20 protein-coding genes are annotated in these 21,382 nt (G+C 70.9%); 11 read left to right on the forward strand and 9 right to left on the reverse strand.

What is annotated here, in order from left to right; genetic code table 11:
* Both ACV7GQ_RS02640 and ACV7GQ_RS02645 read right to left on the reverse strand, forming a co-directional pair.
* Nucleotides 1-816, reverse strand: coding sequence for a methyltransferase domain-containing protein (locus tag ACV7GQ_RS02640; protein ID WP_470312005.1), 816 nt, complete (start codon nt 814-816; stop codon nt 1-3).
* 52 nt (nt 817-868) lie between these two features.
* The gene (locus ACV7GQ_RS02645; protein ID WP_470312006.1) at nt 869-2,152 is read right to left on the reverse strand and encodes a tRNA (N(6)-L-threonylcarbamoyladenosine(37)-C(2))-methylthiotransferase; all 1,284 of its coding nucleotides are present in this window, start codon (nt 2,150-2,152) and stop codon (nt 869-871) included.
* Between the two features lie 110 nt (nt 2,153-2,262).
* Between ACV7GQ_RS02645 and ACV7GQ_RS02650 the strand changes: the two genes are divergently transcribed.
* The 4 genes from ACV7GQ_RS02650 (at nt 2,263) to ACV7GQ_RS02665 (ending at nt 6,542) form a co-directional block, all read left to right on the forward strand.
* Nucleotides 2,263-5,622, forward strand: a complete 3,360-nt coding sequence (locus ACV7GQ_RS02650) for a PAS domain S-box protein (protein ID WP_470312007.1) — start codon at nt 2,263-2,265, stop codon at nt 5,620-5,622.
* A 142-nt stretch (nt 5,623-5,764) separates the two neighbouring features.
* Nucleotides 5,765-5,947, forward strand: a complete 183-nt coding sequence (locus ACV7GQ_RS02655; protein ID WP_470312008.1) for a DUF7576 family protein — start codon at nt 5,765-5,767, stop codon at nt 5,945-5,947.
* Nucleotides 5,948-6,063: 116 nt separating this feature from the next.
* Nucleotides 6,064-6,390: a HalOD1 output domain-containing protein gene (locus ACV7GQ_RS02660; protein ID WP_470312009.1), complete on the forward strand. Its 327-nt coding sequence runs from the start codon at nt 6,064-6,066 to the stop codon at nt 6,388-6,390.
* Nucleotides 6,387-6,542, forward strand: a complete 156-nt coding sequence (locus ACV7GQ_RS02665) for a DUF7331 family protein (protein WP_470312010.1) — start codon at nt 6,387-6,389, stop codon at nt 6,540-6,542. The genes ACV7GQ_RS02660 and ACV7GQ_RS02665 overlap by 4 nt, the downstream gene beginning before the upstream one ends.
* A gap of 5 nt (nt 6,543-6,547) precedes the next feature.
* On the opposite strand, the gene deoC is transcribed toward ACV7GQ_RS02665, so the two are convergent.
* Nucleotides 6,548-7,186: a deoxyribose-phosphate aldolase gene (gene deoC, locus ACV7GQ_RS02670; RefSeq protein ID WP_470312011.1), complete on the reverse strand. Its 639-nt coding sequence runs from the start codon at nt 7,184-7,186 to the stop codon at nt 6,548-6,550.
* A gap of 89 nt (nt 7,187-7,275) precedes the next feature.
* Between deoC and ACV7GQ_RS02675 the strand changes: the two genes are divergently transcribed.
* Nucleotides 7,276-8,112: a DUF63 family protein gene (locus ACV7GQ_RS02675; RefSeq protein ID WP_470312012.1), complete on the forward strand. Its 837-nt coding sequence runs from the start codon at nt 7,276-7,278 to the stop codon at nt 8,110-8,112.
* Nucleotides 8,113-8,152: 40 nt separating this feature from the next.
* The gene (locus ACV7GQ_RS02680) at nt 8,153-8,629 is read left to right on the forward strand and encodes a hypothetical protein (RefSeq protein ID WP_470312013.1); all 477 of its coding nucleotides are present in this window, start codon (nt 8,153-8,155) and stop codon (nt 8,627-8,629) included.
* 1 nt (nt 8,630) lies between these two features.
* On the opposite strand, the gene ACV7GQ_RS02685 is transcribed toward ACV7GQ_RS02680, so the two are convergent.
* Nucleotides 8,631-8,846: a hypothetical protein gene (locus ACV7GQ_RS02685; protein WP_470312014.1), complete on the reverse strand. Its 216-nt coding sequence runs from the start codon at nt 8,844-8,846 to the stop codon at nt 8,631-8,633.
* Between the two features lie 80 nt (nt 8,847-8,926).
* Between ACV7GQ_RS02685 and ACV7GQ_RS02690 the strand changes: the two genes are divergently transcribed.
* Nucleotides 8,927-9,652 carry a nucleoside phosphorylase gene (locus tag ACV7GQ_RS02690; RefSeq protein WP_470312015.1) on the forward strand — a complete coding sequence of 242 codons (726 nt, stop codon included), beginning with the start codon at nt 8,927-8,929 and terminating at the stop codon, nt 9,650-9,652.
* A gap of 69 nt (nt 9,653-9,721) precedes the next feature.
* Nucleotides 9,722-11,239, forward strand: coding sequence for an HPP family protein (locus tag ACV7GQ_RS02695; RefSeq protein WP_470312016.1), 1,518 nt, complete (start codon nt 9,722-9,724; stop codon nt 11,237-11,239).
* Here ACV7GQ_RS02695 and ACV7GQ_RS02700 read toward each other — a convergent pair.
* A complete protein-coding gene (locus ACV7GQ_RS02700; RefSeq protein ID WP_470312017.1) occupies nt 11,236-12,402 on the reverse strand; it encodes an NAD-binding protein in 1,167 nt (388 codons plus the stop codon). The two genes, ACV7GQ_RS02695 and ACV7GQ_RS02700, sit on opposite strands and share 4 nt — an antisense overlap.
* 109 nt (nt 12,403-12,511) lie before the next feature.
* Between ACV7GQ_RS02700 and ACV7GQ_RS02705 the strand changes: the two genes are divergently transcribed.
* From ACV7GQ_RS02705 to ACV7GQ_RS02715, 3 genes are read left to right on the forward strand one after another with little or no spacing between them, the layout of a single operon-like run.
* A complete protein-coding gene (locus ACV7GQ_RS02705; RefSeq protein WP_470312018.1) occupies nt 12,512-13,735 on the forward strand; it encodes a potassium channel family protein in 1,224 nt (407 codons plus the stop codon).
* 53 nt (nt 13,736-13,788) lie between these two features.
* A complete protein-coding gene (locus ACV7GQ_RS02710; RefSeq protein WP_470313133.1) occupies nt 13,789-15,306 on the forward strand; it encodes a cation:proton antiporter regulatory subunit in 1,518 nt (505 codons plus the stop codon).
* 42 nt (nt 15,307-15,348) lie between these two features.
* Nucleotides 15,349-15,624, forward strand: a complete 276-nt coding sequence (locus tag ACV7GQ_RS02715; protein WP_470312019.1) for a ubiquitin-like small modifier protein 1 — start codon at nt 15,349-15,351, stop codon at nt 15,622-15,624.
* Here ACV7GQ_RS02715 and ACV7GQ_RS02720 read toward each other — a convergent pair.
* The 4 genes from ACV7GQ_RS02720 to gatD all read right to left on the reverse strand — a co-directional run bounded on the left by ACV7GQ_RS02720 (nt 15,621) and on the right by gatD (nt 21,316).
* Complete coding sequence (locus ACV7GQ_RS02720) at nt 15,621-17,309, reverse strand: sensor histidine kinase (protein ID WP_470312020.1); 1,689 nt, start codon at nt 17,307-17,309, stop codon at nt 15,621-15,623. The genes ACV7GQ_RS02715 and ACV7GQ_RS02720 overlap by 4 nt on opposite strands.
* A gap of 68 nt (nt 17,310-17,377) precedes the next feature.
* Nucleotides 17,378-18,277 carry a GNAT family N-acetyltransferase gene (locus ACV7GQ_RS02725; RefSeq protein ID WP_470312021.1) on the reverse strand — a complete coding sequence of 300 codons (900 nt, stop codon included), beginning with the start codon at nt 18,275-18,277 and terminating at the stop codon, nt 17,378-17,380.
* A 39-nt stretch (nt 18,278-18,316) separates the two neighbouring features.
* Nucleotides 18,317-19,972 (reverse strand): outer membrane protein assembly factor BamB family protein, encoded by a 1,656-nt coding sequence (locus tag ACV7GQ_RS02730; RefSeq protein ID WP_470312022.1) that lies wholly within the window; start codon nt 19,970-19,972, stop codon nt 18,317-18,319.
* 96 nt (nt 19,973-20,068) lie between these two features.
* Entirely contained in the window at nt 20,069-21,316 is a 1,248-nt protein-coding gene (gene gatD / locus ACV7GQ_RS02735) for a Glu-tRNA(Gln) amidotransferase subunit GatD (protein ID WP_470312023.1), read from the reverse strand.
* Between the last annotated feature and the right edge of the window lie 66 nt (nt 21,317-21,382).

The raw sequence follows: 21,382 nt of genomic DNA on the forward strand, positions 1-21,382 counted from the left end.
CTACTGACGGCGGTTCGTACTTCCGGGCTTCGGTGTGTTCCGGACGAGGTAGCAGTACTGCGTGAAGCCGAAGAACGACGCGTCCTGCGCGGCCTGTTCCCGCAGGTCGGCGGCCCACGCGTCGGCGGTCTCCGGGCCGACGTCGTCGTGGTCGGCCGCGTAGTCCGCCACGAAGGCCGCGAGGTGATAGGGGAACGTGCCGTCGGCGAACCGGGTGGTGCACATCGCGTTCGGCACGACGCGGTCGACGGTCAACCCGGCGTCGCGGAGGACGGGGCCGAGTCGCGACCCGAGCCGGGGGTGGGGACAGTGGTCGTCGAAGGCCGTCAACACTCGGTCCATCCGCTCGGGGTTCGGCGACCGCCAGACGAGCGTCTCGAAGTCGGCGTCACAGACGACGGCGCGGCCGCCCGGCCGGAGGACGCGCGCCAGTTCGGCGACGGCGGGCGCCACGTCGTCGAGGTACTCGTACACCTGCACGGCCACGGCGGCGTCGACGGCGTCCCCGGCGACCGGCAGGTCGGCGGCGTCACCCGCCGCGAGCGACGCCTGCGGGCGGTCCGCGCACCGCCGAGCGGCGAGCCCGAGCATCGCGTCGCTGCGGTCCACGCCGAGCACGCGGCCCGACGGGCCGACGGCGTCGGCGAGCTCCGCCGGCTCGAACCCCGGCCCGCAACCGATTGAGCAGACGGATTCGCCGCGCTCGAGGCTCAGCAGTTCCCTGACGGTCGCCCGCCGGTCGGCCGCCGTCGGTGTCCGATAGATGGCCGCCTCCTGCCGCGCCTCGGACTCGTCGTACGAGAGCGTCTCGCCCATGGCTGTCCCGGTCGTTCGCGCCGTCGGTACAAAACGCTGGCCTGCGGCTCGCTCAGTCCGCGAGCGCCGCCCGCTCGACCGGTTCGCCGAACGCGTAGACGGTGTTGTGGCTCGTGACCTCCACCTCGACGAACTCGCCTATCTCCAGCCCCCGGTCCTCGGCGTCGGCGATCACGACCTGGCGGTAGGCCTCGTCGTAGCCGACCAGCGACTCGTCGGTGCCGTCCTCGACGAGCAACACCTCGGAGGTGCGACCGACCATGTCCTCGTAGGCCGCGCCGGTGACGTCCATCTTCAACTCGGTCATCGCCTTCGAGCGGTCCTTCTTCGTCTGGCCGCCCAGCCCCTTCATGTCGGCGGCGTCGGTGCCGGGCCGCTTCGAGAAGCGGGTGACGTTGATCTTCTCCGGACGGGTCTCCCGCAGCAGTTCCATCGACCGCTCGTGGTCCTCGGGGTCCTCGGTCGGGAAGCCGACGATGAAGTCCGTCGACAGCGTCCAGTAGTCCAGCGCGTCGTCGAACGCCTCGACGACCTCCCTGTACTCGTCGACGGCGTGCTGACGGCGCATGTCCGCCAGCACGTCGTCGCTGCCGGACTGGACCGGCGCGTGGATGAAGTCGTACAGTTCGTCGTGCTCGGCGAACACCGCGGCCAGCTCCTCGCGGACGCCGTGGAGGCCCTTCGGGTTCGCCATCCCGACGCGGACCCGGAACTCGCCGTCTATCTCGGTGCAGATGCGCTCCAACAGTTCGGGCAGGAGGCTCGTCCCCTGGTTCCGGTCCCAGCCGTAGACGCCGGTGTCCTGCCCCGTAATCCGTATCTCCTTCGCGCCGGCGTGGACGAGCGCGCGGGCCTTCTCGACGTTCTCGTCTACGGGGGGCGAGTCGATGCGCCCGGTGGCCTGCTTCGTGATGCAGTACGAGCAGTCGGACATACACCCGCGGGCGATGGGGAGGATGCCGACGACGCCGTTGAGCACCGTCTCGGTGTCGGGCGTGACCGTCGGACACTCCCCGTTGAGGACGTGCTGGGGCACGTCGTCCCAGTGGAGCACCTCGGCGTCGACGTCGGCCTCGTGGAACGCCTCGCCCTGTGCGAGGGCCATACAGCCGGTGACGACGAGGTCCGCGGGGGTCTCCTCGTCGAGTTCTTTGGCCCGCTGGAGCATGTTGCGCTCGGTCTTCTCCAGCACCGTGCAGGTGTTGAGGATGGCCACGTCCGCCGACGCGGGACCGTCGGCGGGGTGGTGGCCCCCCTCGCGGAGCGCCTGCTCTATCTGCTGGGTCTCACCCCGGTTGGAGGTGCACCCGTACGTCTCGATGTGATAGCGGGCCATTCGTCCTAGCGATGCGGCTTGCCGGGCAAAAGCGCGACGGATTCCCGCTGCCGGTGTGAGGCGCCCGGGGGGTAGTACTATGTGTGGCTGTGCTCATCGCTAACATGTGTATGCGAGCCCGGCATCTGACGAGGGCGCGACGACCGGTACGCGTCGCCGACGGGGACGCGGTCAGCGGGGCGCCGCTCGCGGCCGCCGCCCGGGAGAGCGAGCGGGCGCGCGTCCGGATGGATAGCAACGGGCATCCGCGACCGCCGACCGTCGCCTGCACCGACGGCGCGGGAGCGGGGTTCGGCGAGGATCCCGACCGCTACCGGGTCCTCTGCCAGCGGGTCGAGCGGTACGGCGTGTTCGTCCTTGACACCGACGGACGGGTCGTCGAGTGGGGCGACGGCGCCGGACGGCTCCTCGGCTACGACGGCGACGCGGCGCTCGGCGAACCGCTCGCGGCGTTCTACACCGACGCGGACGTGGCGGCGGACCGCCCGGCCGAGACGCTCGACCGGGCCGAGGCGACGGGCGAAGTCGTCGACGAGGGGTGGCAGGTCCGGGCCGACGGCTCCCGGTTCTGGGGCCGGCTCGTCGTCACGGCGCTCCGGCCCGACGGTGAACTGGTCGGCTACGGCGTCGTCGCGACGGACCGCTCGGAGGCCCCGGACAAGCTCCGGGGGTACGAGACGCTGACCGACGCCCCGGTCCAACTGGTCGGGCTGGCCGAACCGGACGGGACCCTCGTCGAGGTGAACGAGACCGCACTGGAGTTCGCCGGCGTCGAGCGGGCCGACGTCGCCGGGACGCCCATCTGGGAGACCCACTGGTGGTCCCACTCCGAGGACGCCCGCGAGCGTCTGCGAGAGGCCGTCGAGACGGCCGCAACCGGAGAGTTCGTCCGCTACGAGGCGACGCTGGTCGGCGCCGACGGCGACGAGATGACGGTCGACTTCTCGCTGACTCCCGTCACGGACGACGCGGGCCGCGTCGTGGCGCTCGTCGCCGAGGGCCGGGACGTGACCGAACGCAAGCAGGTCGAGGCGGAACTCCGGGAGCGCAACCGGATGTTCTCGACGCTCGTCGACAACCTCCCCGGCATGGCCTACCGCTGTGAGAACGAGCGTGGGTGGCCGATGTCGTTCGTCAGCGCGGGGTGTGCCGACCTCACGGGCTACGACCCCGAGGCGATAGAGTCCGGCAGCGTCAGCTGGGGCGAGGACGTCATCCACCCCGACGACCGGGAGGCGGTCTGGGCCGACGTGCAGGCCGCCATCGACGAGCGCGACCCGTTCACCCTCACCTACCAGATACGCACCGCCGACGGCACCGAGCGGTGGGTCTGGGAGCAGGGCGAGGGGGTCTTCGAGGCGGGCGAACTCGTCGCCATCGAGGGGTTCATCACCGACATCACCGACCGGCGGGAGCGCCAGCGCCGCCTCGAAGCAGTGTTCGACCAGACCTACCAGTTCACCGGCCTGCTCGACCCGGACGGGACCGTCCTCGAAGCCAACGAGACGGCGCTGGAGTTCGGCGGCCTCGACCGCGCGGACGTCGTCGGCAAACCGGTCTGGGAGACGGGGTGGTTCCAGATAGACGGGGCCCGGGACCGGGTCAGAGCCGACGTCCAGCGCGCCGCAGACGGGGAGTTCGTCCGGCACGAGCTGGACGTGCAGGGGGCCGACCGCGTCGCGACCATCGACTTCTCCATCCGTCCCATCACCGACGAGCGCGGCGAGGTGGAGCTGCTCGTCCCGGAGGGGCGCGACATCACCGAGCGGACCCGGCGGGAGTCACAGCTGGAGACGCTCAACGAGGTCTCGCGGGAACTGACCGAGGCGGCGTCCGAACAGGCCGTCTGTGACATCGCCGTCAGGGCCGCCCGGGAGACGCTCGGCCTCGAACTGGCCGCCGTCGAACTGTACGACAGCGAACGCAACCGCCTCGTTCCCCACGCCCGGACCGAGGCCGTCACCGAACTGGTCGGCGACGCCTCGCTGTTCGAGCCCGACGGCGGCGAGTCGTGGCAGGTGTTCGTCGAGAGCGAGGGGACCGTCTACGAGGACATCGGGTTCCGGGCGGACGTCTCGGAACCGGGGACGCCGCTGGACAGTGCCATCGTCCTCCCCCTCGGCGAACACGGCGTGTTCATCGCCGGCGAGACGACACCCGAGTCATTCGCCGACGCCGTGGTCGACCTCGCCAGAGTCCTCGCGGCCCACGTCGAGACGGCGCTGGGCCGGGTCGACCGTGAGGCCTCGCTCCGCCAGCGGACGTCGGCGCTCGAGGCGAAGAACGAGCGGCTGCAGCGGATGGACCGCGTGAACGACGTGCTGCGCGACGTGACGACGGCGCTGGTCGCGGCCGACTCCCGGTCGGAGATAGAACGGGCGGTCTGTGAACAGCTCGCCGCGACCGGCCCCTACCGGTTCGCGTGGCTCGGGACCCGCGACCCGGTGAGCGGCGAGATGCGCCCGGCGGCGTGGGCCGGCGACGAGTCGGGGTATCTGGACGCCGTCACCGTCGACGCCGAGGCGTCGGAACCGACCGGGCACGCGGCCAGCGAGCGCGACACGCTGGTCACGATGCCGGCACAGGCCGACCCGCCGTTCGACCCGTGGCAACAGGCGGCGCTCGAACGGGACTACCGGGTCGTCGTCTCGGTCCCGGTCTGTTACGAAGAGGCGCTGTACGGCGTGTTGAGCGTCTACGCCAGCGACCCCGACTACGTCGACGAGGAGGAGCGGGCGGTCCTCACGGAACTGGGCGAGATAGTGGGGTACGCCATCACTGCCGTCGAGCGGAAGGAGGCCCTGATGAGCGACGCCGGGGTCGAACTGGAGTTCGGCGTCGAGGACCCCGACACGGCGCTGTTCCGGTGCGTGCAGGCCGTCGGCGGCGAGTTCGAACTCGAGGGGGTCGTCGCGGAGGGCGCGAGCCCGCTCCGGGTGTTCTTCACGCTCCGGGACGCGGACCCGGACGCAGTCTGCGAGTTCGTCGCCGACGCACCCGGGTTCGGCGAGTGCCGGCACGTCGCCGGCGACGACACGGAGAGCCTCTTCGAGTGCACCGTCGTCGGCGAGAGCATCGTCGGCGCCGTCCTCGACCACGGCGGGGTCCCCAAGACGCTCACCAGCGACGGGGCGACCGTCCGTCTCGTCGTCGAGCTGGCCCACGACCGGGACGTCAGGGAGTTTACCGAGACGCTGGAGACGGCCTTCGAGGGCGCGACCCTGCTCGCCCGGCGCGAGCGCGACTGGCCGATACAGACGGCGACGGAGTTCCGCGCCGAACTCCTCGACCGGTTCACCGACAAGCAGCGGGAGGCCGTCGAGACGGCCTACCTGAGCGGCTTCTTCGAGTGGCCCCGCGACAGCACCGGCGAGGAGGTGGCGGAGATGCTCGGCGTCTCCCAACCGACGTTCAACCGCCATCTGCGGGCGAGCCAGCGGAAACTCCTCGACGTCCTGCTGGACGAGTGACCCTGGGGTTCAGTGTATAGTGGGTGCCGGCGGGTCGGCTCTAGGCACGTACGGACGCTCGTTTTGCCGCTCTGGGACCGGTGTGTACGCACGTCGCTCCGTCGATACGCGTCGACAGTCGTCGACCCGTACCCACCGATTCATGAACCGAGACGGCTCCGAACGGCCGCTACGAGCGTCCGACCGGCCGCGAACCTGTGCCAGTTGCGGCGACCAGATAGACACGACGGAGTGGTACCCGGTGGTCTCGGTCCCGGGGGAGGGATACCGCATCTACGCGTTCTGCGACGCGGCCTGTCGCGACCGCTGGCGGCAGGAGCGGTGAGCGGCGCCGGTGTGCGCGCCGACGACCGTCGGTCTAACTGTATAGTGTGTCGCCGGTCGGCGGGTCTGTGCTTGTAGCAGCTACCTCTATTCTCGTCTGGTGTGTTGCTCGAACCGATGAGACAGCGAGCGAACGACCATCGACACGTCGAGCGGACCGTCGGCGACGTCGCCTCGCCGGCGGAGTTGACACGGGCCATCGTCGACGCCGTCGCCGAGGCGACGGACACTCCACCCTCGGACCTCGAGGCGTCCCTGTACGACGTCGTCGAACCGGACGCGCTCTCGGCGGTCCTCGAAGCGGCCGCCAACAGCCACGTCTCGTTCGTCTACGCGGAGTGTGGGGTCGTCGTCGCCAGCGACGGCACCCTCCTCGTCGACCCGGACCCGACGTTCGCCGGCGACGCCGGCCACCCGTTACAGGGGGTCTCACCACAGTCATGACCGGCGAGTTCGAGCCACAGCGAGCGGGGCCGGCGGCCCCCGTCGACGACCGGTACACCGCACTCAGGGTCGACGACGAACTCCTCATCTACGACCACGAGACCGACGGCGCGTGGATACAGTCGACGGAGACCTGTGAACTGCGGGCGTGAGCGGCCTACTCGGGGCGCTGGTCGCGCCACTCGGAGACGATGACGTCCCCACTGGAGGCGCCGATGCGCTCCGCTCCGGCCTCGAACATCGCGGTCGCCTCCTCGTACGACCCCACGCCGCCGCTGGCTTTCACCGGGAGGTACTGGCTCAGAATCTCCACGTCGTGGACGGTCGCCCCGCCCTCGGAGAACCCCGTCGCCGTCTTGAGGTACGCGGCGTCGGCGTCGGCGACCAGCCGCCCGACCCGGTGGAGCTCCTCGTCGGTCAACAGCGGTGCCTCGACGATGACCTTCACGGGGACGGGGACGGCCGCGACGACCTCGGTGAGGTGGTCGCCGACGGCCTCGTCCGCGCCGGCCTTCAGCAGGCCGACGTTGCAGACCACGTCGAGCTCGTCGGCCCCGTCGTCCCAGGCCCGTTTGGCCGCGTCACACACCGCGGCGGTGGCCCCCTGCCCGTGGGGGAAGTCGACGACCGTCGTCAGCGGGACGTTCGCGTAGTCGGTCGCCAGCGGCAGGTAACACGGCGGGATGCAGGCCCGCATCCCGTACTCCAGTGCGTCGTCGAGACACGCTCGCACGTCGTCGGGCGTCGTCGTCGGCCCGAGGACGGTGTGTTCCACCCGGTCGGGAAGGTCGTCCATACCGGGTCGAGAGGCGGCGAGTACCTAAACGTCCCGGCGACGCGCCGCGAGGCCGGAACCTTTTCGGCGTCACGGGGCGGCGTGCAGATATGGTATTGCCTTCGGGGTTCGGACTGCCGCCGTTGCCGTATCTGGCGGCGCTCGCGGGTGGGACGCTGGTGGTGTCGGCACTGCTGTTCGCGCTGGAACCGCCGATAGACCAGCGGACCGTCGTCGCCCTCGCCCCGTGGATGGCCATCGGCGGGACGCTCCACGCCCTCGGCCAGCCGCCCATCGAAGTGTACGACCCGACGCTCGAACCGCTGTTCGGCACGCCGGCGGTGTACTTCACGACGTACGTCACGCTGGGGACGGCGTGGGTCTTCCTCTCGCTGTTCGGCGTCCGACGGGGCCACGACGAGGCCATCTCGCGGAACCTCGGCCTCGTCGGGACCGGCATCCTGACGGTGTTGCTGGTGCTTGCGGCCATCACGGCGCTGCGCTCCGGCCTCCTCGCGCTCGTCTGGCCGACCGTCGCCGTGGTCGGTGCCGTCGTCCTCGCGGCGGCGACGCTGCTGGTCGTCGCGCTCTGGCGCACGCCGATAATCGTCCGGACGCGCTACGCCGCGCCGGTCGTCGTCTTCGCCCACGCGTTCGACGGCGTCTCGACGGCCATCGGGACGGACGTCATCGGCGTCGGCGAGCGCTCGCCGGTCCCCCGCGCCATCATGGACTTCGCGGGGACGCTCCCGACCGCCCCGGTCATCGGCGAGGGGTGGCTGTTCGCGCTGGTGAAGCTCGTCGTCGCGGTGGCCGTCGTCGTCCTGATGCACCAGTACCTGGAGGACGAACCCGTCGAGGGGAGCCTCCTGCTGGCCTTCGTCGCCGCCGTCGGCCTCGGCCCGGCGACGAACAACGTCGTCCTGTTCCTGTTCACGCCGGTGTAGGGCCCAAACGCTCATTGTGCCCCCCATCGAGGGGGCGAACATGTTGTCGCTCTCCCTCGGTGAGTGGGGTGTCGTCTGCGTGTTCTCCGGCCTCTTCGCCGCCGTTCTGATGAACATCCCGATGTACGTCCAGCCGGAGGGGTACCTCCCCGCCTACGTCGCCGCCGGCGGCCTGACCGGGCAGGACCCGGCGGACACGCCGACGGTGCTCGCGGTGGCCGTCCACCACGTCACCGGCACGGCCGCGGCGCTGCTGTACGGTGCTATCGTCGCCGTCCTCGCGGCGGCCCTCCCGACCGGCCTCTCGCTGGTCGGCATCCCGGCGCTGCCGCACCTGCTGGGGGCCGTCGGCGTCACGCTGTTCATCTACTACTTCTTCGAGCGCGTCGCGATGCCGCGGGCCGGCGGGAGCCTCAGCGGCCGACGGGATGACATCGTCCAGCAGTGGGCGCTCTCGTCGTTCATCTACGGCACCACGCTCGCGCTGGTCGTCCCGGTGTTCGTCACGCAGCTCTGACTCAGCCGTGCTGCTTCGAGAGGTTGCGGTACATCACACCGAACAGGAAGACCGCCGCCAGCGCGCCGAACGGGAGTGCGTACGCCCACGGGACGTCCGTACCGGTCCCCGTCCGCTGGGCGAAGACGGCGATGAACCCGAGCCCGAACCCGGCGATGGTCGAGACGACCGCCGGCCAGCGCATCCGCCTGTCGAACAGTGAGAGGTCGTCGCTCATACACACACCGTGACCCCGCCCCTACCTGATTGTTCCGACGAATCCCCGGCGTTCATACGGGGCCCGGTCGAACGGCCGCCATGGCGAAACAGCCCCACCTGCTGGTCGAACCGGGCGACCTGAACGACGTCGCGCTCCTGCCGGGCGACCCCGGCCGGGTCGACCGCATCGCCGGGCAGTGCGACGACCACGAGGTGGTCGCCGAGAACCGCGAGTACAAGGTCGTCAACGCGACCTACGAGGGGACGGACCTCACCATCTGTTCGACCGGCATCGGGTCGCCGTCGGCGGCCATCGCCGTCGAGGAACTGGCCGCCGTCGGCGTCGAGACGTTCCTCCGCGTCGGCACCACGGGGGCGCTCCAGTCCGGCATCGAGATCGGCGACATGGTCGTCGCCACCGGCGCCGCGAAGGACGAGGGGACGACCGACCGCTACGAGGCCACGGCAGTCCCCGCCGTCCCGGACTACGACGCCCTGTCCGCGCTCGTGGACGCGGCCGAGGCCAACGACGAGGAGGTCCACGTCGGCCCCATCGCCACGGACGACGCCTTCTACGCCGAGACCGACGAGTACGTCGAGAACTGGGAGGCCGCCGGGTTGCTGGCCGTCGAGATGGAGGCCGCCGCCATCTTCTCGCTGGCCCGCCGGAAGGGACTGGCCGCCGGCGCCATCTGCACCGTCGACGGGAACCTCGTCGAGGGGACCCAGAAGGGGGCGACGGACGACGACGAGCTCCCCGAGAAGGCCAAGAACAACGTCGAACGCGCCATCGAGATATCGCTGACCGCCGCGGCGTCGCTGTGAGGCCGCGACCGCCGGCACACCCGCGGTACCAGCGGTGAACTTACGGCCCCGTCGTGCGACTTGGTAGATATGCTCGACCAGTTGGTCCGCCGGGTCCGGACGCTGTTCCTGCGGGCCCGTCGGGTCGAGCGCCGGGAACTGCGGGAGTTCCGCCGGTGGGCCGAGACGACGGACCGCGTCGTCCACCTCTCGATGCTCGTGTTCGTCCCGCTGCTCATCGCCCTCGTGACGGCGCTCGCCAACGCCGTCCCGCGACTGACCTTCCTGCTGTTCCCGCCGCTGGCGTCGGGCACCTACACGCTGTTCGTCGACCCGACCGCGAAGTACTCCGACCCGAAACGGTTCGTCGCGGGCCTCACCATCGGTGCCGTCTGTGGGCTCGGCGCGCTGGACCTGTCGAGCGTCGTGCTCGCGCCGCCGACCGGCCAGTTCGCGGTCAGCGCCATCGCCGCCGGTCTCGCGGTGCTGGCGACCGGTCTGGTGACGTGGCCGCTGGACATCGAGGAACCGTCGTCGTACTCGACGGCGCTGCTGGCGTTGCTGGTCCAACCGAACCAGCAGCTCGTGTTCGTCGGGAGCATCTTCATGGCGAGCGCGCTGGTCGCCAGCGTCTTCGTCGTCTGGCGGGACCGGTTCTACGAGCGACGCGCGACGTACCTGTACGAGTCGACGACCGGCGACGACCACGTGCTGGTGCCGATGCGCGGCGAGACGGCGGGCCGGACGGCGATGCTGGGCGCCCGTCTCGCGGCCGCACACGAGGCCAGCAAGGTCGTCCTGCTCGACATGGTCTCCGACTCCGACGCCGCGGCGACGGAGCGCGAACTCCTGCAGGACACCGTCAAACTCGACATGTTCTCCGAGACCGGCACCGGCGCGTCGAGCGCCGGCCGGACCGACTCCACGGCCCCCGTCGTCGGCGACGGCGGGAGCGTCGACACACCGACGACCGAGGCGGCCGACTTCGACGCGCAGGTGGACTGGCTCGAGACCCACGCCGCTCGCATCGAGACGCGGACCGGCGTCCCGTGCCAGGTCGTCGTCGCCATCGACGACGGCAACCCGGCGGCGACGACGCTCCAGACGGCCGCCGAGACGAACTGCGACCTCGTCGTCGCGCCCTACGAGAGCGAACACGGGGCGCTGTCGCCGTACCTCCGGCGCCTGTTCCGGGGGAACACGGACGTCCTCGCCCACCGCTCCCGTGCCGAACTGAGCCAGTGGAAACGCGTGCTCGTGCCGGTCCGTCGCACCAGCGACGTGGCCCACAACATGGTCGACTTCGCGACCCGACTGGCCGGCAAGAGCGGCCGGGTCGCCGTCGCGACGTGCATCGGCGAGTCGCAGAACCGCCGGCGGGCCGAGGAGATGCTCGCCGACCTCGTGGAACCGTTCGACGGGGCCATCGAGACGCGCGTCTCCCGGGCGGACATCAACGAGTTCCTGGCGACGACGGGGACACAGTACGACCTCGTCATCATCGGGGCCAGTCAGGACCGGAGCGCGGCGTCGCGGTTCGTCTCGCCGCCGACGTTCGAGCGGTTGGAGGACGTCGAGACGGACGTGGCCATCGTCGACCGGAACTAGATGTCGGCGTCGCCCTCGCGCTCGATGTCCAGCAGGTGGTCCGCGATGTTCTCCATCCCCTCTCGGCCCAGTGCGGACTGCACGAGGAGGTGGCCGCCGATGAGAGCGGGACTGATGACGGTGCTCGCGCCCGCCCGCCGGAGTTTCTCGATGTTCTCGCGCTCCGTCGCGGCGGCGACGATGTTGAGGTCGGGGTTGAGCGTGTGCGCGGTCAGTATCGACAGGGCGTCCTGGGCGTCGTCGTTGGTGGCCGCGACGGCCGCCCGCGCGTCGTCGATGCCGGCCCGCTGGAGCGGTTCCTCGTCGCTCGGGTCGGCGGTCAGCACCGCGATGTCCCGCTGCTGGAGGCGCGCCGCCGTCTCCGAGTCGGGCGTGATGACGACGAAGTCCGTCGCGTCGACGAGTTCTTCGAGTATCGGTTCGGTCAGGTCGCCGTAGCCCAGAACCACCACGTGGTTCTCGAGCAGGTCGAGTTGTGCGTCAGTCATGTTCCCGAGTACCTCCGCGAAGCGCTTCTCGAGCGCCGGGCCCAGCAGGGACCCCAGCGCGATGGCGAAACTGGCCGTCCCCAGCACGACGACGGACATGCCGAACAGCGTCGCCCGCTCGCTCACCGGCGTCACGTCGCCGTAGCCGACGGTGCTGGCCGTGACGAGCGTGTAGTAGAACGCGTCGGTGAGCGTCTCGACGTTGACGAACTCCTCTCGGAGCGCCCACGTCCCGACGGTGCCGTACACCTGCGCGCCCAGCAGGGCCGCCCCCGCCGCGAGCTGCGTCGTCGAGAGGTCCAGCTTCCGGTCGAACCGCCGGCGGTTCAACAGCACCGTCGGCAGCGACACCAGCGAGAGGACGACCAGCGGCAACGAGAGCGGCGAGGACTGCACCACGCCCTGCAGCGCCGACACCGGGAGCAACACGACGGTGACGTACCACGCGATGCGCAGGCGGCGCCGGAGGCCGACGACGCTCAGGAGCAGCGAGAAGCCGGTCAGCGCACCCGTGAAGCCGGCGGCCTGCTGCAGGCTCTCGGGCACGGTGGTGCCGAGTATCCCGCTGATGGGGGCGGTGATGTTGGCGACGCCGGTCGCGAACGACAGCACGGCCACCAGCGTCGGCAGCAGTATCGTCGCTCGGGCGCCCAGCCACTCCCGCGACCAGTGCATATCTGCTCTGTGTCGGTGGGGTGGTGTAAATGTACTGTCCCGCACTCGCCGGGACGAGGCCGGACGCGTCGTCGGAAGCGATTTACCACCGGGCGCGCACGGTGGGGACATGGCTTCGCTCCCAATCGAGATTCTCCTGGGCATCTATCTGGGGCTGCTCGTCGGGGTCATCCCGGCGCTGGCGTCGTGGGCGCTCGGGTTCGGATTCAAGTACCTCACCGGGGTCACGCTGCCGGGGTTCGCCGTCGCCGTCCTCGCCATCGCGCTGGCGGGTGTCAGCGGCGGCTTGCTGGCGCTGGCAGACGAGTCCATCACGCAGGCGCCCAACGCCGAACGGGTCATCACCGCCATCGTCCTCGTCGGGATGGTGTCGATGTACGCCCACAGCAAGGGCGACCAGATGGGGGCGACGTTCCCGAAGCGGCTCTCGTTGCAGGGGCTCCGGGACCGGACGCTCTCGGCCGACGTGGTCGAACGGTTCGGCGGGCGCGGGGAGGTCAGCATCCGCGTCGTCGGCGAGGTGGCCGACATGGAGGGGTACCCGCCGCTGTCGGAACCGCTCCGGGCCGATATCCGGGGCGGCGAGTGGACGTTCCCCGCCGACCTCCGCATCGGCGAACTCGAGGCGGAGCTGGAGCGGCGACTGAAGACGGAGTTCGAGCTCGGCGACGTGGCCGTGACCATCGACGAGCAGGGGCAGGCCAGCGTCGTCGCCGCGCCGCCGTTCTCGGGGCTCTCGAAGCGCGTGGCCGACGGGCGACACGCCGTCTCCGTCGACGCGCTCCTGCCGACGGGGCTGGCGCGGAACGACGAGGTGACGGTGCTGACGACGGACGCGCAGGTCCGTGGCACCGTCGTCAGCGCCCGGTCGAAGGGCTCGGAGGCCGGCGTCGAGGAACCCGAGGACCCGGACCTCGCCGACGACGCCGAGGCGCCCCCGGCACCGGTGCGCGCCCCGACGACCGACGGCGGCGAGGGGCGACTGACCATCGCGGTCAACCGGACCGACGTCCAACCGCTGCTCCGGAGCGAGTCGGCGAAGGTGGTCGTCGAGCCGCGGGGGACCCGTCGCGAGTACGAACTCGTCTCCCTGCTCCGGCGGGCGGGGAACCGCTTCCGCCGGTTCACCGTCCGGGACGGCGGGGCGCTCGACGGGACGACGCTCGGCGACGCCCGGGTCCGCGAGACGTACGGCGTCGCCGTCGTCGCCGTCCGCGAACAGGGCGGGTGGCGACTCGCGCCGCGGGGCGACACCACCGTCGAGGCGGGCGAGGAACTGTACGCCGTCGGGCCACACGACGCACTCGACGCCTTCGAGGAGGCGGTCGCATGACGGCGTTACAGGGCGGCCTCGTCCTGCAGGGCGGCCTGCGAACGGACGACCCGATGGTGCTCGGGGCACAGCTGCTCGGCATCGGCATCGCCGCCGCCGCGGCCGCCGGGTCGGTGGCGATGGCGTATCGCTGGTACGTCCGCGAGCGCGTCCCGACGGGACTGGGCGTCCTCTTCGGCCTGAGCGCCGTCGCGCTGTACCTCGGGACGACGGGCGCGCTCGGCGACGTCATCCTCGGCCAGGAGCAGGTGTTGCAGTCCAGTAGCGTCCTCCCGAACCTCGCCGCCTTCGCCGTCGGCGGGGCCGCCGCGCTGACCGGGACGAAGGTGGGCGACCGGCTCGGGACCGACCTCTTCGCCGCCACGGGTGGCCGGAACGTCGACGCGGACGTGAGCGAGATCGTCCAGACCGTCGGGCGGGTCACCTCGGTCACGCTGCCCGCGGAGATAGACGACATCGTCGGCTACGACCCGATGCCGGACGCGACCAAAGCGCAACTCGCCGAGCGGCGGTTCCTCTTCCCCCGGCGGCTGACGAAGGGCGAGCTCCGGGACCGCCTCGTCACGCGACTCAAGACCGACTACGGCGTCGGCCACGTCGACGTCGAGTTCGACGACGGCGAGGTGTCGTACCTCGCCATCGGGTCCCGTGCGGCCGGTATCGGTCCGACGCTGCCGCCGTCGACCAACGCCGTCGCGATTCGCGCCGACCCCGCACACGCCGCGAGCTCGGGCGACCTCGTGCAGGTGTGGGAGCGAGAGCCGCTGAATCGGGTGCTCACCGGGGAACTCCGGGGCATCGCCGACGAGGTGGTGACCGTCGCCATCGACGCGGCGGACACCCCGAAACTCGACCCGACGGCGACGTACAAGCTGGTCACGCTCCCGGTGCAGGACCGTCCCGACCGGGAGTTCGCCTCGCTGCTTCGGGCGGCCGACGAGACGATGGACACCGTCACCGTCGAGGCGGGCAGCGAACTCGTCGGCACCACCGTCGGGAGCCTGGGCGTGACTGTCGCGGCCGTCACCCGCGACGACGCGGCCCCGGAGACCATCCCCTCCCGCGAGCGCGTCCTCGCGGCTGGTGACGTGATATACGCCATCGCCACGCCCGACGCCCTCCGTCGCATCGAGACGGCCGCGACGGGGCCCGGCGCGGACGCGACTCCGGACGACGCGACCCCACAGGACTCTCCGGCCGAGGACGGACATACGGGTGGACCCGCCGAGGACGGGCCCGAGCCGGTCGCCGCGGCCGAGCAGTCCGACACCACCGGACCGGCGGCCGACGACGAGGCCGAGCGCGGCCCCGACTCGTTCGATGCCGACGACCGGCCAGCGGCCGACGAACCGCCGGACGACGCGACCGAGGGACAGACGAGCGACCCGACGACCGGCGCGCCGGCGGACGACACCATCCCGGTGTGGGACCCGGAGGAACACGTCGACGTGCCCGACGCCACCGAGGACGGCGACGCGGCCGACGGCGCCGAGGCCGACCCCGACGGCGACGACGCTGGCACGGCCGACGAGTCGACCGACGGGGACGGTCCCGACCGCGGTGGGGCCTGAGCGGTCGCAACCCTCTTTGGCACGGCCGGCCCCCGTTCGAGTATGGAGTGGAAACTGTTCGCGCACCTCCGGACCGCCGCCGACGGCGGGACCGTCAGCGTCGACGTCCCGGACGGGGCGACGGTCGAGACGGCACTCGACGAACTGCTGGCCGAGCGACCGGCGCTGACAGACGAGGTGCTCGAAGACGGCGAACTGGCCGACCACGTCCGGCTCCTCGTCGACGGCGAGGACCCGTTCGCGAACGGCGACGGCCTCGCGACGACGGTGGACTCGGAGACCGAACTGGCGCTGTTCCCCCCGGTCAGCGGGGGCTAGCCCGACGTGGTGCCGGCGCGTGCCTCGCTCTCCGCTCGGCCGTCGAGGGTGGTGACACCGGCGACGACGATGCGGACGCCGTCGTCGTAGCCGGACGCCAGCGTGACCGTCCAGCCGTGTGTCTCGGCGAGCATCCGGAGGTTCGGGAGGGTCATCCCGGCCTCCGCGTCGGGGACGGCGGTGCCGTACTCGAAGAACGAGTCGGGGTCCTGCTCGCCGACCGGGTCGCCGTCGTCGGTTATCGTGAACCCGTCGTCGGTCACCCGGACCGTCACCGTCGAGGCGCCGTTGTGGGCCGCGAACGTGAACCCGTTCGCGAGGAGGTCCTGCACCCGTTCGGGGTCGGCGGTCACCTCGGCGTCGCCGTCCATCGCGAGCGTCAGCCCGTCGGTGTCCGTCGTGTCCCACGCGGCCCTGACCACGCCGCCGAGGTCGAACGTCGTCCGGTCGTCGACGGTCTGGCCGTACCTCGCCAGCGTCGCCAGGTCGTCGACGATGTCCGACATCCGCCCCGCGGTCTCCGAGGCGGTGCTCAGCGACTCACGCGCCGTCGACACCTCCCCGTCTTCGAGCGCGTCGCCCGCGATGTCGACCCTGGCGCTGACTATCTGCAGGGTGTTGAGCAACTCGTGACGGATGGCGGCGGCGAACCCCTCCAGTTGGTCGTTCTGCCGCTCCAGCTCGCGGCGCTGGCGCTCCGCTCGCGTCACGTCGGTGAACACGACCACCCGTCCGATGTCGACCTGTCCGAGCGTGAACGAGGTGTCGCTGACGAGGAAGTACGCCGTCTCGCCGCCGTCGGTCAGTTCCAGAATCTGGTCCTCCGAGTCGAGCGCGGCGACGACCTCCGGGAGCGTCGCGTCGAGCGGGTCACCGACCGCCGTCGAGAGCGCGGGGAACAGGTCCGTCGCACGGCCGTTGACCTCTCGAATCCGGTCGTCGTCGTCGAGGTACACGACCGGGTCGTCGACCCCGTCGGTCAACTGGACGGCGAGGAACTCCGTCTCGAAGACGTAGAGGACGCCGACGGCGAACACCGCGACGCCGAGCGGTTCGTAGTTGATGTCGAGCAGGCGGTCGCTGGCGAAGCCGACGATATCGAACAGCACCGGGAGGCCCGTGACGCCCGCGAGGGCCGCGAGCGGTCGCGTGTCGTAGTCGGCCTCGAGGAACAGTTCGTACAGCATGAAGAAGCCGACGGCGACGAGCGCGTACGACAGCCCCGAGACGACCCAGTGGAGCGTCCCGTGGACGATGGTCAGGTGCGGGAACGGCGTGGCCACGACCGCCGTCTCGAAGTACCAGCCGTGGAGCGGGTTGGTCAGCTTGACCGTGACGATGGCGAGGTAGGCGGCGACGGCGAGTCGGCGGTACGCCGCGTCCCGGTGGAACGACCGCCCGGTGTAGGCCGAACAGAAGTACAGCCACGCGCCGACGGTGGCGAGGCCGACGACGAGGCTGAGGACGTACGCGCCGTACTTCAGTTCGGTCGCGGGGAGCACGAGGAAGGCCAGTTCCAGCGCGGCCCACCCGCCGCTGGCGACCACCAGTGCGACCAGGCCGCGACGGGTGTCCGGGTCCGCGACCGCTCTGGCCCGCGGGAGCGCCACGAGGCAGGCGAGCGTGGCGAGTCCGTAGGCCGCGACGTAGGCGAGAAAGGCCGGCGAGGCGTCGGCGAGTTGCATCTATCACGCACGTACCGGCTGCCTAACTTGAGTGCTGGGGCGAGATTATCCGCGCTGATAACCCCGGGTCACGTCAGGTCGGCCGCCAGCACGAAGTCCGGCCAGTCGGCGAGGTCGGCCCGGACGAAGGCGGCCTCGGCGACGTGTCGCGGCGTCTCCGGAATCAGCACCCGCGTTCCGTCGACGCCCAGCTCGGCGGCGTCGGCGCGGATCGCGTCGAACAGCGCCGCGGCGGCGTCGGTGTCGGCCCACGTGCCGAGGGCGTACTCCGCCAGCGTCTCGTCGGCGGTGGGGTCGACCGTCTCTCGCACCCGAGCGGCCATCCCGCTGGTGCCGTCGTCCTTGACCGCGAAGACGGTCTGGTCGTCGGCCAGCGTGTGCAGGCGCTCGCGGGTCAGCTCCGAGAGGGCCCACGTCTGTCCGGGGTCCAGTGCGAGGCCGGAGAGCGAGGTCCGGCCCTCGCTGCCGGTCCAGTAGCTCCACGCAGCGGCGGGGTCGTTCTCGACGGCGGGGCCGTCGGGGTCCGGCGTCGCGTCCCGTGGCTCCGGGTGGGCCCAGCGGAACGCCGTCTCCGGTTCGAACCCGGTGGCGACGGACTGGCCGAGGCCGGCGTCGTTCCACGAGAACACCATGTTCCGGCCGACGGTCGCTCCCCGGTCGCTGGCCCATTCGAAGAGGTGGTCGACCATCGCCAGTCCGAGCCCCTCGCCGCGGTGGTCCGGGTCGACGCGGATGCCCTGTAGCCACGCCTCGTGGTCGGTGAGCATGACGGCCTGACAGAGGCCGGCGGCGGTGCCGTCGACATCGGCGACGACGGTGTGCTGTGTCGGCCCGTCGCTCTCGACCCACTCCTCGAACACCTCTGGGATGTAGTCGACGGTGTCGGCCCGGTCGGCCCACACCTCCTCGGCGACGGCGACGACGTCGTCGTAGTCGTCGGCCCGCGCCTGCCGGACGGTCGGTGACATGACTCGTCCCTCGGGCGGCGGCAGGAAAAAGCTACGCCGTCAGGCGGTCGAGAGCTCGATGGACTCCGTGACCCGCTCGCCGTCGTCGTCGGTGACCCGCACCTCGACGAGGAGCGTCCCACAGAAGTCCAGCGAGAGCGTGATGCTCTCACCGGTCCGCTCGTACTCGCCGTCGCCATCGACGTCCCACTCGATGGCGGAGACGGTCCCGTCGGGGTCGGTCGCGTTGGCCGTCAGCCTGACAGTCGTCCCGCCGTCGAGGTCCTGCGCTTCGGCGTCCGGTGGGTCCGTCGAGAGCGTGACATCGGGCGGGTAGCTGACGGTCCGGTCGGTCGCGAACTGGTTCCACGGCGGCACCGCGTCCGTCGTCGACCGGAGCGCGTAAAGCCCGCCGTCGTCCGAGTAGCGCTCGCCGTCGCCGATGGCGAGATAGAGGGTTCCGTCGGTCGGCACCGTCTCGACGCTGTCCAGTCCACCGAACTGTGCTTCGTGCTGGGCGAACTGCCACTCCTGCTCTCCGGTGCCGGTGTCGAGCGCGTACACGCCCTCCTGGCGGGAGGGTGTCGACGAGGCGGTCCACTGTTCGGCGGGGACGTAGACCGTGCCGTCGGCGACGGTCGGTGCGTACATCCTCGCGTCAGCGCGTTCGAAGCGCCACTCCGTCGTCCCGGTGGCCGCGTCGAGGGCGTGGACCGTCCCGACGGCGTCGTCGATGGTCCCCACGTAGACCGTCCCGTTCTCGACGGCCGGCGCGGACGCCGCCCGCACGCCCTCCGCGGCCGACGTCAGTTCGACGTTCCAGTCGACCGTCCCGTCGTCGGCGTCCATCGCCGAGACGACGTTCACTCCGTCGGAGACGTAGACGGTACCGTCTTCGACTGCCACGCCGCCGGGGTCGACGTACGCCTCGGTGTTCGCGACCGGTGACTGCCACTCGACGCGCCCGGTCGTGGCGTTCCGCCCGGTGACGGTCGTCCCGGTGTCGTTGACCCAGACGGTGACGAGCGTGTCCTCGCTGGCGGCCACGGCTTCGACGCTCACGGCTGACCGACGCCAGCGCGTCTCACCCGTGGTGGCGTTCAGGGCGACGACCGTGCCCTCCTTCTGGACGTAGACGCGACCGTCGCCGACGACGTGGGTCTCCACCTCGTCGAACTCGCTGTCGTTGCGGGCCCAGAGCACCTCGCCCGTCGTCGCGTCGAGGGCGAAGACCCCGCCTCGCGCAGTCGGTTCGGTGTCCGGCGTCCCGAGTCCCCCGTCGTATGGGCCACGACCCGAGACGTAGACGCGACCGTCTTCGACCGTCGGCGTCCGGCGTACCTTCGGGAGCGCGCTCTGATTCCACCTGACCGCACCGGTCGACGTGTCGTAGGCGACGACCCGGCCGCGACTCACGTAGCTCAGCGAACTACCGGTGTGGTCGTAGCCGACGAACGCCGTCCCGTCGACCACCGCTGGCGCAGTCGGTTCGCCGGGACCCCCGTCACCCGCGGGGAGTTCCCGGGCGACGGTCGCGTTCGGTCCCGCCGGGGCGTCCGCGCCGTTGGCACCAGTCCGGGCCGAATCCCCGCGTGGCGCTGGCCAGTCGTCGGCCGAATCCGCCGTCGAGAGCGACGGCCCGGCGACGGCGACGGGCAGTAGCGACGTAGTGAGCAAGACCGTCACGACGGCGAGAAGGGCAGCTCGGTGGCGCATGGGACCACGGTCGACCTGGTCGTCTGTTACTACCCAGTTACTAACAAGCTAATATCGAATTAAGCCCTGACCGGACAGGTCACACGCGGGAACCGGTCAGAGCCACGGCGTCGACCGCCGCTGTATCTCGCCGGCCAGCGGCTCGCCCATCGCGTCGGCGACGTCCTCGGCGTTCTCGAGCGCCCACATCAGCTTCACCTTGGCCGTCCCGGGGAGCATGTCCTCGCCCTCGACGACGCCGGCCTCCAGCAGGTCACGCCCGGTGTCGTAGACGCGGTCACACACCCGCCCTTCGAGACACTGGCTGGTCATCACGACGGGGATATCGAGGTCGTCGACGACGGCTATCCAGTCGGTGTTGACGTGGCCCAGACCGGTGCCTTCCAGCACGAGTCCCTCGCTCCCCTCGGCGGCGGTCTCGAGCAGGTCGGTGCTCATCCCGGGCGTGAACTTCAGGAGTTCCACGTCGGTCGCGAGGTCGTCGTAGAGCGCGAGGTCGGCCGCGCCCCGCTCGGCGTACTCCCGGCGGAACGTGACCGCGGTGTCGCCGTCGGTGTCGTAGTCGACCTCGCCCAGCGGCTTCGCGCCGACGGTCTCGAAGGCGTCCCGGCGGGAGGTGTGGTTCTTGCGGACGCGGGTGCCGCGGTGGAGCGCACAGCGGTCGTCGGACTCGTCGGCGTGCATGCAGACCAGCACCTCCGCACAGTCGCTCTTGGCTGCCTCGACCGCGCAGACGGCGTTCATCACGTTGTCCGAGGAGGGGCGGTCGGCGGAGCGCTGGCTCCCGGTGAAGACGATGGGGACCGGCGTGTCGAGCATGAAGGCGAGCGCCGAGGCCGTGAACTGCATCGTGTCGGTGCCGTGCATGACGACGACGCCGTCCGCGCCGGCCTCTATCTCCTCTCTCACGGCGCGTGCGAGGTCCTGCCAGACCTCGGGGGTCATGTTCTCCGAGAGGATGTTCGCGACGACGCGGCCGCGGTAGTTGGCCCTCCCCGCGAGGTCGGGCACCGCCCGGAGGACGTCCTCGGCGTCGAACTGCGCGGTCACCGCGCCGGTGCGGTAGTCGACGGTCGACGCGATGGTGCCACCGGTGGAGATGAGCGACACCGTCGGGAGGGCCTCGTCGAACTCGATCTCCGAACTCCCGTCCTCGTCCTGTGCGCTCTCGACGTCGTAAACGTCCGATTCGAGGACTTCGACCGACGCCTCGTCCCGGTCGATGCCGACGTTGTACCCGCCGTCCAGCTTGACGACGACGTGGTCGGGCGTGCTGGAGGGGAGCAAGACGCCCTCGTAGCTCTGGTCCGCGCTGTCGACGCGAACACGGTCGCCTGCGTTCATGCGCGTGGGTTCCTGCCGGCGTGACTTGAACCCATTTGTTTCGGCGCCCGCTCCCGGCGGCGGGGG

The organism is Haloarcula sp. MBLA0163 (assembly GCF_055632435.1).

What these genes read in the sequence shown, in the direction of transcription:
- ACV7GQ_RS02640 (WP_470312005.1), bottom strand. Translation starts at nt 816, where the DNA reads ATGGGCGAGACGCTCTCGTACGACGAGTCCGAGGCGCGGCAGGAGGCG.
- ACV7GQ_RS02645 (WP_470312006.1), bottom strand. Translation starts at nt 2,152, where the DNA reads ATGGCCCGCTATCACATCGAGACGTACGGGTGCACCTCCAACCGGGGT.
- ACV7GQ_RS02650 (WP_470312007.1), top strand. Translation starts at nt 2,263, where the DNA reads ATGCGAGCCCGGCATCTGACGAGGGCGCGACGACCGGTACGCGTCGCC.
- ACV7GQ_RS02655 (WP_470312008.1), top strand. Translation starts at nt 5,765, where the DNA reads ATGAACCGAGACGGCTCCGAACGGCCGCTACGAGCGTCCGACCGGCCG.
- ACV7GQ_RS02660 (WP_470312009.1), top strand. Translation starts at nt 6,064, where the DNA reads ATGAGACAGCGAGCGAACGACCATCGACACGTCGAGCGGACCGTCGGC.
- ACV7GQ_RS02665 (WP_470312010.1), top strand. Translation starts at nt 6,387, where the DNA reads ATGACCGGCGAGTTCGAGCCACAGCGAGCGGGGCCGGCGGCCCCCGTC.
- deoC (WP_470312011.1), bottom strand. Translation starts at nt 7,186, where the DNA reads ATGGACGACCTTCCCGACCGGGTGGAACACACCGTCCTCGGGCCGACG.
- ACV7GQ_RS02675 (WP_470312012.1), top strand. Translation starts at nt 7,276, where the DNA reads ATGGTATTGCCTTCGGGGTTCGGACTGCCGCCGTTGCCGTATCTGGCG.
- ACV7GQ_RS02680 (WP_470312013.1), top strand. Translation starts at nt 8,153, where the DNA reads ATGTTGTCGCTCTCCCTCGGTGAGTGGGGTGTCGTCTGCGTGTTCTCC.
- ACV7GQ_RS02685 (WP_470312014.1), bottom strand. Translation starts at nt 8,846, where the DNA reads ATGAGCGACGACCTCTCACTGTTCGACAGGCGGATGCGCTGGCCGGCG.
- ACV7GQ_RS02690 (WP_470312015.1), top strand. Translation starts at nt 8,927, where the DNA reads ATGGCGAAACAGCCCCACCTGCTGGTCGAACCGGGCGACCTGAACGAC.
- ACV7GQ_RS02695 (WP_470312016.1), top strand. Translation starts at nt 9,722, where the DNA reads ATGCTCGACCAGTTGGTCCGCCGGGTCCGGACGCTGTTCCTGCGGGCC.
- ACV7GQ_RS02700 (WP_470312017.1), bottom strand. Translation starts at nt 12,402, where the DNA reads ATGCACTGGTCGCGGGAGTGGCTGGGCGCCCGAGCGACGATACTGCTG.
- ACV7GQ_RS02705 (WP_470312018.1), top strand. Translation starts at nt 12,512, where the DNA reads ATGGCTTCGCTCCCAATCGAGATTCTCCTGGGCATCTATCTGGGGCTG.
- ACV7GQ_RS02710 (WP_470313133.1), top strand. Translation starts at nt 13,789, where the DNA reads ATGGTGCTCGGGGCACAGCTGCTCGGCATCGGCATCGCCGCCGCCGCG.
- ACV7GQ_RS02715 (WP_470312019.1), top strand. Translation starts at nt 15,349, where the DNA reads ATGGAGTGGAAACTGTTCGCGCACCTCCGGACCGCCGCCGACGGCGGG.
- ACV7GQ_RS02720 (WP_470312020.1), bottom strand. Translation starts at nt 17,309, where the DNA reads ATGCAACTCGCCGACGCCTCGCCGGCCTTTCTCGCCTACGTCGCGGCC.
- ACV7GQ_RS02725 (WP_470312021.1), bottom strand. Translation starts at nt 18,277, where the DNA reads ATGTCACCGACCGTCCGGCAGGCGCGGGCCGACGACTACGACGACGTC.
- ACV7GQ_RS02730 (WP_470312022.1), bottom strand. Translation starts at nt 19,972, where the DNA reads ATGCGCCACCGAGCTGCCCTTCTCGCCGTCGTGACGGTCTTGCTCACT.
- gatD (WP_470312023.1), bottom strand. Translation starts at nt 21,316, where the DNA reads ATGAACGCAGGCGACCGTGTTCGCGTCGACAGCGCGGACCAGAGCTAC.